3 protein-coding genes are annotated in these 14,790 nt (G+C 51.6%); all 3 read left to right on the top strand.

Annotation, left to right across the window (positions count from 1 at the left end; translation table 11 throughout):
- Positions 1 to 120 precede the first annotated feature (120 nt).
- Positions 121 to 843 (top strand): L,D-transpeptidase, encoded by a 723-nt coding sequence (locus tag DFR47_RS14195; RefSeq protein ID WP_113945077.1) that lies wholly within the window; start codon positions 121 to 123, stop codon positions 841 to 843.
- 880 nt (positions 844 to 1,723) lie between these two features.
- A complete protein-coding gene (locus DFR47_RS14190) occupies positions 1,724 to 2,539 on the top strand; it encodes a helix-turn-helix domain-containing protein (protein ID WP_170137508.1) in 816 nt (271 codons plus the stop codon).
- 702 nt (positions 2,540 to 3,241) lie between these two features.
- A partial coding sequence (locus DFR47_RS21795; protein WP_170137507.1) for an Ig-like domain-containing protein occupies positions 3,242 to 14,790 on the top strand: 11,549 nt, incomplete at its 3' end.

Here is a 14,790-nt window from a genome sequence, read left to right as displayed (position 1 = left end):
GTACCGGCTTGTTCAGTCAAGATAAATGAATGAAGCGATAGATCCTGTGATTGCCCTTAAGACTGACTTAAGGACAGGCATGCTAATTCAGGGTCAATACCAATTAAGATTGAGCTATAAATGTCTGATTTTGCATTCTCCCGCCGTCATTTTTTGTTGGGGGCCAGTGCGCTTGCTTTGACCGGCTGTGTGTCAACCGGTGAAACAAAGCGCCCGGCTGCTGAGCTGGCGGCTAATAAAGTCAAACCCGTCACCCCAGCGATGTATTATGCGGTTTGGGATGAAGGCTATCAGATCCCTGAAGTCGATGTATCAAAGATTCCGGAAAAATTCTGGCGTGCTGAAGTCGATTACATGACCGATGAAAAGCCGGGCACTGTGGTTGTCGATACTCCGAATAAGTATCTTTATCATATCAAGCCAGGTGGCCGTGCTACCCGTTATGGTATCGGCGTTGGTAAAGACGGTTATGCCTGGTCCGGCCGCGCTAAAATCGCCTATAAGCGTAAATGGCCACGCTGGACACCACCAGATGAAATGGTTGCACGTAACCCTGCCTTGCAGCCATATAGCATTGCCAATGGCGGCATGGGGCCTGGTCTGAATAATCCGCTTGGTGCCCGTGCGCATTACATTCATAAAGACGGCAGAGACACCATTTACCGTATTCACGGTTCACCGGAATATTGGACAATCGGCAAGTCTGTTTCGTCCGGTTGTATCCGCATGGTCAATCAGGATGTGATGCATCTTTATGATAATGTGCGTGATGGCAGTGATATTGTCGTTATTCCTGATCTGAGTAAAACAGGGCAGGCGCATTCAGTAATGGCCGGCGCGTAATTCAGTATTATAAAATTTGAAAAGGGCTGCGTTTATCTCAAATGCGGCCCTTTTTGTATCTGCAATCATGTATATACAAAGAGTTGCAGGCCTTGGTGCAGGATGATCGTAGTGTAGTTTTAAGAGTCCAGTGTGTGTACATGATTGTAGCCAAATAATATGCGGCATGTCTGCGATCTTTAGTTGGTTACGGGTTAACAAAATTGATTTTAACCTGAGGTGCGTTGCCTAATTGAGACCGCTTTTCACAATTTTATACGCTGACTAAATGTAATAGTGATTCTCTCTAAGAGGCATATAAACGTGAATGTTTAGCGGGAAAGCTGTCAGGGGAGCGAACTGTAAGACTAAGTAATTATTGCCTTTATGACGAATTTATCTCGTACTTTGGTCGTATGAAGCCGGCACTCAATGGCTTGAATTTTTTATATTCGGGTCAAAAAGATGACTTTTCCATTGGGGTTTTTAAATTCTATAATCGTATTTTACTAAATTAAATCAATGTATTAATAGGTGATATTGCTAAATGTTAATTTTAGAAATAAATAAATTAGAAATTACATGATTTCCATTTTTTAAGGGAAAACTTGTCAAGTTTATACACACTTGCAATGCATATATATTTTTATATTGGTTTTGTATAATTTTGTCTGGAATATAAGAATATAACGTGATCTAATTTAAGTTAGTTCGCCCCCTTATTAAAGGATCCTGAATGCATACCGCCTTTTACAGTGAATCCTCTAATCTATCTGTACCGTTACATGATAACGGATCAGCCTTTAAACAGGCTTCAGTCAATCATTGCTTTACAGTAGATCAAACGAGTATAGCGGAAAATAAAGATGTTACTGTCCTCAAGTCTAGTGACAGTATTCCGATGTCCTCAAATATTTGTGTTGCCTTGACTGAGGAGCAACCCAATCAATTCACCTACGGCGCCATGTCCGGCCTGTGGTTTACTATGGCTCTCAATATTACGCATGTCGGCAGAAGGTTCGGCGGCCGGGAAGAACACTCCATCATAGCCCCTTATGATGTTTGTGTTGCCGGTGCTAATATGCCGATTGAAGTCAAAGTAGAAGCGCCGGTACAGGCTGTTCATATTTTTTTGAAACAGTCACTGGTAGAAGAAGTTAAAGCAGAACTTTATCATTCGAGTGAACGTCAGTTTGATACTCTGCCGATCTTTGCCAAGAGTGATACAAACTTAAGTATGCTGATGCGTGTGCTGAGCGGGACATTGTCGTCACCTGCGCAGAAAAACCAGCTGCAGACAGATTATCTGGCGCGTGCATTGGCTGCGGATTTTCTGAGTAAATATGTCGATAGTTCGAATGAGGCGCTCTACAAGCATTCCGTAGACCGTCTTAAACCAAGCCAGTTACGCCGTGTTTTGGAATATATGCAGGAAAATCTGGCCAGCGATATTGGCATTAATGATCTGGCGGTTATCGCAGGTGTAAGCCGTACGAATTTCATTCGCCGGTTCAAGGTGTCCATGCATTGTACGCCTGCGCGTTACCTCTATCTGTTGCGCATTCGTAATGCACGTGAGCTTTTAAGGCAGCAGGAATTGCCGATCTCGCATATTGCGATCGCTTGCGGTTTTGCTGATCCGGCGCATCTTTCTGTTTCATTCAAACGCGAGGTGGGTATGACACCATCGGCATTCCGTAAAGAGTATAACGAGTAGTAGCAGCACTTTCTGCCAAAACGATTGTCAAAGCGCGGGCACACACCCGCGCTTTTTTTGTTTTGTATATGGGCTGAAAAACTACAGGATAAATGTGAGTCTTGGAAAGGTGTTATAAATTTGACTGTCAAGATAATGATCAGGCGTAAAAGCAGAGGTTTTTGATATTCTGATAATATGAGTCAATTTTACAACTTATAAGTGTGCAAAATGCGTATGTGATAAAATACGTATGTGGTCGTCAGAGGAAACTACATACTCAATATGAGCAATCTTTCGTTCGAAAATTTGTTTTAAAAATTATAATAATTTTGTCAGCCGCAATCAGTATTTGCGGTGTATTAACGTAAAAAACTCTTAAAAACATATGGTTTATGAAGTTTCATAAATAAGAGTCGATTCTTATAAGGGGCTAATAGTTAACAAAAAGTAAACAGAGATTCGCGCCTTATCCTCTCATTTTCGAAGATAATCGGTTAGAAATGACTAATAATAAAATTGGCGAATCTAGAGTCAAATACAACCTGTTTTTTATGTGGATATAGTCCGGTTATGTATTCCCATCGCTATTGGTGGGTCTTTTTTCTGTGCAGGTCGCAAGAATGAAGGCAAAGAATGCATTGGTTTTGGAAGGTTTCTTTACAAATCTGATGCGCTGGTCTCATTGAACCTACCTGCCGGTTTTAAACCGGAGTTATCTGAATGGCCAAGAAGCCTGTTTCATCGTCGTCCAATTCTGTTCGTGGCGAAGGTCATGCTGTTACAAAATCCGGTAATACGGTCTATGTGGCGATAGATCCGTCCAGCGTTGTTAAATATGTCCGCGCAGGCAATGATCTGTTAATCCATCAGGATAATGGCAAGGTCATTCGCATTCGTGGCTTTTTCACTGCGCAGGATATGCAGAAGCTGGAGCTGGTCTATAAATATGACGGCAGCGAATGGCCGGTAAAGGCTGTTCAGTCAACCGTTCCTGTTGATGATGAAACCGGCACAGAAGTTGAATTCTCAGGTGTTGCACAAGATTCTGGCAGCGGTGACAATAACCTGCTGGCTTTGGCGGCGCTGGGTGCTGCTGCAATCGGGATTGCAACCGGCGGGCGTGGCGGCAGTGGCGGCGGCGGTGGAGGCACACCGGAAAAACCGGCTCCGAAATCTCCTGAACTGGCAACCAAAGCCAATGCTGATGGTACAGTCACAGCAACCGGTCTCGCGGCGGCCGGTTCCAGCGTTACTGTTACCTTCCCTGATGGCAGCAGCCGTGTTGTTGTTGCCGGTGCTGACGGCAAATTCTCGGTGTCGTCGCTCAAGCCTCAGGAAACAGGTAATGTTACCGCGGTGGTGACGGATTCGAATGGTAAAAGCAGCCCGCCGAAAGTCGTTGAATATGTTGACAAGGTAGCTCCGGCTGCACCGGATGCTTTGTCCTATACGGATAATGAAGGTTCTATCACCGGTAAAATCCCTGAAAAGGGTGTGACTGATGATGCACGTCCGACACTGAGCGGTAAGGCTGAACCAGGCTCCACGATTACGGTTCGTGATGGCACAACAGTTCTTGGTACAACCATTGCGGATGCGCAGGGTAACTGGACGTTCCGCCCGACAACTGCCTTGGCTGAAGGTGAGCATAAGATCACCTTTACGGCAACGGATAAAGCGAAGAACGAGAGTACGCCTAGCGCGGAATTCATCTTCACCGTCGATACAGTTGCACCGCCGGTACCGGCGGTTAAAGCCGTTTTTGACAATGAAAAAGAAGAGGGTGATCCTGTTGCCCTGACACCCGGTGGCTGGACCAATGATGCCACACCTGAATTTACAGGTGAGGGCGCAGAAGCAGGAACGACAATCTATTTCTATGATAACGGCAAGGAAATCGGCAAAACAGTTGTCGGTACTGATGGAAAATGGACGTTCACGCCTGCGGTTCATTTGCAGGACGGTAAACATAGTGTAACTATGAAAGCCGTTGATAAGGCTGGTAATACGAGTGCAGAGTCTCCGGCTTTTGAGCTGAATGTTGATACGGTCGCGCCAAATGCGCCGTCAATTTCACAGATCATAGATGATGTCGGCTCGGTTACGGGTATTATCGGTAGCGGTAAAACCACGGATGATACTAAACCAACGCTTTCAGGCTCGGGCGCTGAAGGCGGTTCGATCGTTAAAATCTATGATGGCAGCACACTGATCGGCCAGACCACAGCCAATGCCAATGGCACATGGGCCTTCACACCGGATACCGATCTGGCGGAAGGTACACATGTTTTTACTGTAACCTCGACTGACAAAGCCGGTAATGAAGGCCCTTCCTCCACACCATGGACGATTGAAGTTGACGTAACGGCTCCGGATGCTGCTTTTGTTCCGGTGATTATCAATGCCAGCGATGATGTGCAGCCGAATGTCGGCCTTGTCACGCATGAAGGCTTTACCAATGACACCACGCCGCGTCTGAATGGTAAGGGAGCAGAGCCAAGTGGTTTCATCCGTATTTATGAAGGTGATAAACTTCTTGGTCAGGTTCAGGCTGATGAGAACGGGAACTGGAGCTTTGATGTTCCGGCACGTTCCGAAGGTAGCCACAGTTTTGTGGCTAAAACCGTTGATGCGGCAGGCAATGAAGGTTCAAGCTCCGATCCGTTCACACTGACTGTTGATACAACGGCACCGGTTGCTTCGGATGCTGTGATTACTGAAGTTCAAGACAGTGCAGAACCGCATACCGGTAATGTTGTACATGGTGGTCTGACCAATGATGCGCGTCCGGTTGTATCGGGTACGGCGGTGGATGGCATCACTCTTGTGCGTATCTATGACGGTACAACGCTGCTTGGTGAAGTTGAAGTTACGGGCGGCCTCTGGTCGTTTACGCCAGAGAGTGATCTGCTGAACGGTGCGCATAATTTCCGCATCAAAGCAGTTGATGCGGCGGGCAATGAAGGCCCTTATTCTCCGATCTGGTCTGTCACTGTTGACACGCTTGCGCCAAACGCACCGGTAATCGCACAAATTGTGGATGATACCGGCTCGATTAAAGGCAATGTGGTTGATGGTAAAACGACAGACGCTGTGCGTCCAAAACTATCCGGCGGCAGTGCGGAAGCTGGCTCAACCGTTAAGATCTATGACAAGGGCGTGCTGATTGGCGAGACCACAGCAAACGCCAATGGCACATGGAGCTTCACGCCAGCTGAAGATTTGGTTGAGGGTGAACACGTCTTTACGGTTACGTCCACGGATAAAGCCGGGAATGAAGGTGTGCCGTCGTCCAGCTGGACTATCACAGTTGACACGACTGCGCCTGAACTGCCGGTTATTTCGCAAGTCTTTGATACAACCGGTGATGAACTCACTGCGGGCATGGTCTCCGGTGAACGCCGCCCGACCCTGACTGGTGAAGCGGAAGCAGGCTCTGTTGTTACCATTTACGATAATGGCAAGAAGGTCGGCACGGTTGTTGCCGAAGATGACGGTACATGGAGCTTCGAGCCTAAGAATAATCTTGGTCAGGGCGAACATAAATTTACAGTGAAGGCGACAGATGCTGCTGGTAATTCCAGTGAGATTTCAGAGCCATTCACATTTACAGTTGATACGGTTGCTCCTGACCGCCCTGAGATCACTGCGATTACCGATGATGTCGGTTCGATCACGGGTGCGATTAAGGCGAATGGTGTAACCGATGATGCGCGTCCTGTTCTGACCGGTAAGGCGGAAGCAGGCAGCATTGTTACGATCTATGACTTTGGTGAGGCGATCGGTACGGTAACAGCCGATGCCACAGGCGCATGGACATTCACACCGGATGCCGATCTGACAGATGGTGGTCACAGCTTCAGCGTGAGCGCAACGGATGCGGCCGGCAATGTCAGCCCTGCATCGAAAGCCTTTGTGATTACCGTTGATACGGTTGCCCCTGATGCACCGCAGTTCACCACCGGCTATGATGCTGTGGGTCCTGTGATCGGTGAGTTCAACAGTGGCGCGATCATCAATGATGGTCGCCCTAAACTGTCGGGTTCGGGTGCAGAGCCAAATGCCAAAGTAACCATCTATCAGGATGGTGTTGCGGTAGCATTGATCACAGCGGATGCGGGTGGCCAGTGGAACTGGAAGAGCGATGCTGCTCTCAGTGATGCAACCTATGTGTTCACTGCGACAGTGACAGACACTGCCGGCAATGTCAGTGCGCCTTCCACCGGCTTTACAGTCAGTGTTGATACGGTTGCACCTGCTGCACCAATGATCGAAGCGATCACCGACAATGTTGCACCGATTGAGGGCAATGTGGTCAAGGGCGGCTTTACCAATGACACGACACCAACTCTGTCGGGTTCGGGTGCGGAAGCCAATGGCACTGTTCGTATCTATGACGGTGCGACACTGCTTGGTGAAGTGAAAGCGGATGCAGATGGTAAGTGGAGCTTCACACCGGAGAATGCTCTTGGCAGTGGTGTTCATTCCTTCACGGTTGTGGGTGTTGATGCGGCGGGCAATGTGTCTGTGCGCTCTGACGCCTATAGTGTGACAGTTGACACGCTTGCACCGAATGCGCCTGCGATCACACAGGTTCTTGATGATGTTGGTTCTGTGCAGGGAGCAGTTGCCTCCGGCAAGACCACCGATGATACCAAACCGACCCTGTCGGGCAATGGCGCTGAGGGCGGCTCCATTGTTAAAATCTATGACAATGGCGTGCTGATTGGTCAGACCACAGCCAATGCCAGCGGTACATGGGCCTTCACACCGGATACCGACCTGATTGAGGGTGCACATAGCTTTACTGTGACTGCAACGGATGCTGCGGGCAATGAAAGCTCTGCCTCGATGCCTTGGGTTGTTGTGGTTGATATCACCCCGCCTGATGCTTCGTTCAAGCCAGTGATCAGCAGCGCGAGCGATGATGTTCTGCCGGTGACCGGTGAGATCAAAAATGGTGAGACCACCAATGATACTAATCCACGTCTGAATGGTACGGGGGCAGAAGCAAACGGCTTCATCCGCATCTATGAAGGTACAACCCTTCTGGGGCAGGTTCAGGCCGATGAGAACGGGAACTGGAGCTTTGATGTTCCGACCCGTCCGGACGGCAGCCACAGCTTTGTTGCCAAGACCGTTGATGCGGCAGGTAATGAGGGCTCAAGTTCCGATGCCTTTACACTGACAATTGATACCAAAGCTCCGACAGCGTCGGATGCTGTGATTACGCAGGTTCTGGATGCGGCTGAGCCGCATACCGGCAATATCGAGCATAACGGCCTGACCAATGATGCCCGTCCGGTCATCTCCGGTACGGCGATTGACGGCGTGACACTGGTTCGCATCTATGACGGCACAACGCTTCTGGGCGAAGTTGAAGTCAATGGCGGTACATGGTCGTTCACACCGGACAGCGATCTGTCGAACGGCGTGCACAACTTCCGTATTAAAGCGGTTGATGCGGCAGGCAATGAGGGACCATATTCCCCGACCTGGTCTGTGACTGTTGACACCACAGCACCGAATGCCCCATCGATCACTGCGGTGAGCGATGATCAGGGTGATCTTCAGGGTAATGTCGGCGACGGCAAGACCACGGATGATCGTCGCCCGACACTGTCAGGTGGCAGTGCTGAAGCCGGTTCGACGGTTAAGATTTATGACAAGGGCGTGCTGATTGGCGAGACCACAGCCAATGCCAATGGTACATGGAGCTTCACACCAACCACTGATCTGGCTGAAGGCTCCCATGTCTTCACAGTGACTGCGACAGACAAGGCCGGTAATGAAGGCGTGCCGTCTGCAAGCTTCAGCGTGGTTGTTGACACTGTTGCACCGGAGCAGCCTTCCATTGTGAAGATTGTGAATGCAGCGGGTGAAGAACTCACAGCCGATATGATCACCAGTGAACGCCGTCCGATCCTGTCGGGTGAGGCGGAAGCGGGTTCTGTTGTTACCATTTATGATAATGGCAAGAAGATCGGTACTGTTGTCGCCGAAGATGACGGTACATGGAGCTTTGAGCTGAAGAGCAATCTGGCTCAGGGTGCGCACGACTTTACCGTTAAAGCGACCGATGCTTCGGGTATCTGGAGCTATACACCGGTCAATGCACTGGGCAATGGTGTTCATACCTTCACGGTTGTGGGCGTTGATGGTGCAGGCAATGTGTCTGTGCGCTCTGAAGCCTATAGTGTGACGGTTGACACGCTTGCACCGAATGCGCCTGCAATCACGCAGGTGATGGATGATGTGGGTTCTGTCACGGGTGCTGTCGCCTCTGGCAAGACCACGGATGATACGAAGCCTACGATCTCGGGTTCGGGAGCCGAAGGCGGTGCGACGGTTAAGATCTATGACAAGGGCGTGTTGCTGGGTGAGACCACAGCCAATGCCAACGGGACATGGAGCTTTACACCAGCCACAGATCTGGCTGAGGGTGTTCATACCTTCACCGCGACTGTGACGGATCAGGCTGGCAATGAAAGCTCTGCCTCGATGCCTTGGAGCATTGAGGTTGACGTGACGGGCCCTGATGCGAAGTTCAAGCCTGAGATCAAGAGCGCCAGCGATGACGTTCTGCCAGATACAGGTCTTGTTGAGCATAACGGCTTTACCAATGACACCACGCCACGCCTCAATGGTGTTGATGCGGAACCAAACGGCTTCATCCGCATCTATTCGGGCGGCAAGCTGCTGGGTCAGGTTCAGGCTGATGCTTCGGGGAACTGGACATTTGATGTTCCGACCCTGACAGAAGGTGCCCATTCGTTCATTGCCACCACTGTTGATGCGGCGGGTAATGAGGGTGCATCCTCTGCAGCCTTCACGCTGACCGTTGATACGACTGCACCGACCGGTGCGGATGCGAAGATCACGGAAGTGATGGATGATGTTGATCTGCATACAGGCAATATCGCCCATAACGGTCTGACCAATGATGCGCGTCCGGTTATCTCGGGTACTGCGGAAGCCGGTATTAGTCTGGTTCGTCTCTATGACGGCACTACGCTTCTTGGCGAAGTGAAGGTGACAGGCGGAGTGTGGAGCTTTGCGGTTGAAAGCGACCTTGCCAATGGTGTGCATAACTTCCGTGTTAAAGCGGTTGATGCAGCCGGTAATGAGGGACCATATTCACCGAGCTGGACAGTGACAGTTGATACAACCGCACCGGTTGCACCAACGATCACGCAGGTTCTTGATGATGTTGGCTCTGTCACGGGTGCAGTTGGCTCCGGCAAGACCACGGATGATACGAAGCCTACGATCTCGGGTTCGGGTGCCGAGGGTGGTTCGATCGTCAAGATCTATGACGGTACGACATTGCTTGGTCAGACCATTGCCAATGCCAACGGCACATGGAGCTTCACACCAACGACTGATCTGAGTGAGGGTGTTCACACCTTCACGGCAACCTCGACGGATGCGGCCGGTAATGAAGGAACGGCTTCGATGCCTTGGAGCATTGAGGTTGACCTGACGGGCCCTGACGCTTCGTTCAAGCCGAAGATCCTGAATGCGAGCGATGATGTTCTGCCAAATACCGGTCTGTTGACGAATGGCGAGTTCACCAATGATACGACGCCACGCCTCAATGGTGATGGTGCGGAGGCCAATGGTCTTATCCGTATCTATAGTGACGGCAAGCTGCTTGGCACAGTGCAGGCAGATAAGGACGGTAACTGGAGCTTTGATGTTCCGACACTGTCGGAAGGCAAACATGACTTCATCGCCACGACCGTTGATGCGGCGGGGAATGAAGGAACCTCGTCTGAAGTCTTCTCGCTGACCGTTGATACCAAAGCGCCTGTAGCAAGCGATGCCGAGATTACTGCGGTTACCGATGCGGTTGAACCGCATGTTGGTAATATCGCCTCGGGCGGTCTGACCAATGATGCACGCCCTGTTGTGTCTGGTACGGCCAAAGACGGTGTGACGCTTGTTCGCATCTATGACGGTACGACACTGCTTGGTGAAGTTGCGGTGACGGATGGTGCCTGGACGTTCAAGTCCGAGAGCGATCTGTCGAACGGCGTTCATAACTTCCGTATTAAAGCGGTTGATGCTGCAGGCAATGAGGGGCCATATTCCCCGACCTGGTCTGTGACTGTTGACACCGCTGCACCGAATGCACCGTCGATCACAACAGTCTATGATGATGTGAATGCGGTTACGGGCAATGTTGCCGATGGCAAGTCGACGGATGATCTTCGCCCGACCCTGTCTGGCGGCAGTGCGGAAGCCGGTTCCACGGTTAAGATCTATGACAAGGGTGTGTTGATTGGTGAGACCATTGCCAACAGCAATGGTACCTGGACGTTCACACCAGCCACGGATCTGGCTGAAGGTTCCCATGTGTTCACTGTGACCTCGACCGATAAGGCCGGTAATGAGAGCGTTCCGTCTGCGGGCTGGACGATCCATATTGACCTGTCTGTACCAAAAACCCCTGAGATCACCCAGATCTGGGATGATACCAATCCTGGTATCGGCCCTGTGGGCAAGGGTGAGACCACCAATGATACCACCCCGACACTGTCCGGTAAGGCGGATGCGGGGACTGTGGTCAAGATCTTTGTCAATGGCACCTTGCTTGGTGAGACGGTTGCGACTGCAGCCGGTACCTGGACCTATACAGGCTTTGTATCTGACGGTACCCACACCTTCACAGTTCAGTCTGTGAATGCGGTTGGTACGGAAAGTGCGCTGTCTGAGCCATTCACCATTGTGGTCTCGACCGCTGTGCCTGGCACACCGTCCATCACCGAAGTCAGTGATGATGTCGGGACTGTGACCGGCAAGGTTGATAACGGCAAAACCACGGATGATACCAAGCCGACCATCAGCGGTACGGCAGATGCCAATGCCACGGTCAATATTTATGACAATGGCGCGCTGCTGGGTCAGGCCAAAGCCGACGGCGATGGCAAGTGGACATTCACACCGGCGACCGATCTGAGTGAGGGCGGTCATGCCTTCACCGCGAAGGTTGTCGATGGTGCGGGTACAGAAGGTCAGCCTTCGTTCCCTTACACGATCACTGTTGATACCACGGCGCCTGAAGCACCGCAGTTCACCTCCGGCTATGATGCTGTGGGTCCTGTCACCGGTGAGTTTGGTGACGGTGCGATCATCAATGACGGTCGTCCAAAACTGTCGGGTTCTGGTGCGGAAGCCAATGCGGTTGTCAGCATCTATCAGGATGGTGTTCTTGTCGGCACTGTTAAGGCGGATGCGGGTGGTCAGTGGAGCTGGAGAAGCCCGGCGGCTCTGAGTGATGCGACCTATGCGTTCACGGCAACTGTGACGGATGCTGCGGGCAATGTGAGTGCGGCTTCCAATCCGTTTAGCGTGACGGTTGATACTGTTGCGCCTGCTGCACCGAAGATTGAAGCTGTGACAGACGATGTTGCACCGGTTGAGGGCAATGTGGTCAAGGGCGGCTTCACCAATGATACGACACCGACAATCTCGGGTTCGGGTGCGGAAGCCAATGGCACCGTGCGCATCTATGACGGTGCAACGCTGCTTGGTGAAGTTCAGGCCGATGCTTCGGGTATCTGGAGCTATACACCGGTCAATGCACTGGGCAATGGTGTTCATACCTTCACGGTTGTGGGCGTTGATGGTGCAGGCAATGTGTCTGTGCGCTCTGAAGCCTATAGTGTGACGGTTGACACGCTTGCACCGAATGCGCCTGCAATCACGCAGGTGATGGATGATGTGGGTTCTGTCACGGGTGCTGTCGCCTCTGGCAAGACCACGGATGATACGAAGCCTACGATCTCGGGTTCGGGAGCCGAAGGCGGTGCGACGGTTAAGATCTATGACAAGGGCGTGTTGCTGGGTGAGACCACAGCCAATGCCAACGGGACATGGAGCTTTACACCAGCCACAGATCTGGCTGAGGGTGTTCATACCTTCACCGCGACTGTGACGGATCAGGCTGGCAATGAAAGCTCTGCCTCGATGCCTTGGAGCATTGAGGTTGACGTGACGGGCCCTGATGCGAAGTTCAAGCCTGAGATCAAGAGCGCCAGCGATGACGTTCTGCCAGATACAGGTCTTGTTGAGCATAACGGCTTTACCAATGACACCACGCCACGCCTCAATGGTGTTGATGCGGAACCAAACGGCTTCATCCGCATCTATTCGGGCGGCAAGCTGCTGGGTCAGGTTCAGGCTGATGCTTCGGGGAACTGGACATTTGATGTTCCGACCCTGACAGAAGGTGCCCATTCGTTCATTGCCACCACTGTTGATGCGGCGGGTAATGAGGGTGCATCCTCTGCAGCCTTCACGCTGACCGTTGATACGACTGCACCGACCGGTGCGGATGCGAAGATCACGGAAGTGATGGATGATGTTGATCTGCATACAGGCAATATCGCCCATAACGGTCTGACCAATGATGCGCGTCCGGTTATCTCGGGTACTGCGGAAGCCGGTATTAGTCTGGTTCGTCTCTATGACGGCACTACGCTTCTTGGCGAAGTGAAGGTGACAGGCGGAGTGTGGAGCTTTGCGGTTGAAAGCGACCTTGCCAATGGTGTGCATAACTTCCGTGTTAAAGCGGTTGATGCAGCCGGTAATGAGGGACCATATTCACCGAGCTGGACAGTGACAGTTGATACAACCGCACCGGTTGCACCAACGATCACGCAGGTTCTTGATGATGTTGGCTCTGTCACGGGTGCAGTTGGCTCCGGCAAGACCACGGATGATACGAAGCCTACGATCTCGGGTTCGGGTGCCGAGGGTGGTTCGATCGTCAAGATCTATGACGGTACGACATTGCTTGGTCAGACCATTGCCAATGCCAACGGCACATGGAGCTTCACACCAACGACTGATCTGAGTGAGGGTGTTCACACCTTCACGGCAACCTCGACGGATGCGGCCGGTAATGAAGGAACGGCTTCGATGCCTTGGAGCATTGAGGTTGACCTGACGGGCCCTGACGCTTCGTTCAAGCCGAAGATCCTGAATGCGAGCGATGATGTTCTGCCAAATACCGGTCTGTTGACGAATGGCGAGTTCACCAATGATACGACGCCACGCCTCAATGGTGATGGTGCGGAGGCCAATGGTCTTATCCGTATCTATAGTGACGGCAAGCTGCTTGGCACAGTGCAGGCAGATAAGGACGGTAACTGGAGCTTTGATGTTCCGACACTGTCGGAAGGCAAACATGACTTCATCGCCACGACCGTTGATGCGGCGGGGAATGAAGGAACCTCGTCTGAAGTCTTCTCGCTGACCGTTGATACCAAAGCGCCTGTAGCAAGCGATGCCGAGATTACTGCGGTTACCGATGCGGTTGAACCGCATGTTGGTAATATCGCCTCGGGCGGTCTGACCAATGATGCACGCCCTGTTGTGTCTGGTACGGCCAAAGACGGTGTGACGCTTGTTCGCATCTATGACGGTACGACACTGCTTGGTGAAGTTGCGGTGACGGATGGTGCCTGGACGTTCAAGTCCGAGAGCGATCTGTCGAACGGCGTTCATAACTTCCGTATTAAAGCGGTTGATGCTGCAGGCAATGAGGGGCCATATTCCCCGACCTGGTCTGTGACTGTTGACACCGCTGCACCGAATGCACCGTCGATCACAACAGTCTATGATGATGTGAATGCGGTTACGGGCAATGTTGCCGATGGCAAGTCGACGGATGATCTTCGCCCGACCCTGTCTGGCGGCAGTGCGGAAGCCGGTTCCACGGTTAAGATCTATGACAAGGGTGTGTTGATTGGTGAGACCATTGCCAACAGCAATGGTACCTGGACGTTCACACCAGCCACGGATCTGGCTGAAGGTTCCCATGTGTTCACTGTGACCTCGACCGATAAGGCCGGTAATGAGAGCGTTCCGTCTGCGGGCTGGACGATCCATATTGACCTGTCTGTACCAAAAACCCCTGAGATCACCCAGATCTGGGATGATACCAATCCTGGTATCGGCCCTGTGGGCAAGGGTGAGACCACCAATGATACCACCCCGACACTGTCCGGTAAGGCGGATGCGGGGACTGTGGTCAAGATCTTTGTCAATGGCACCTTGCTTGGTGAGACGGTTGCGACTGCAGCCGGTACCTGGACCTATACAGGCTTTGTATCTGACGGTACCCACACCTTCACAGTTCAGTCTGTGAATGCGGTTGGTACGGAAAGTGCGCTGTCTGAGCCATTCACCATTGTGGTCTCGACCGCTGTGCCTGGCACACCGTCCATCACCGAAGTCAGTGATGATGTCGGGACTGTCAC

Source organism: Pseudochrobactrum asaccharolyticum, assembly GCF_003314995.1.
In the GTDB taxonomy this organism is placed as follows: domain Bacteria; phylum Pseudomonadota; class Alphaproteobacteria; order Rhizobiales; family Rhizobiaceae; genus Pseudochrobactrum; species Pseudochrobactrum asaccharolyticum.
This window is presented reverse-complemented; position numbering and strand designations above follow the sequence as displayed.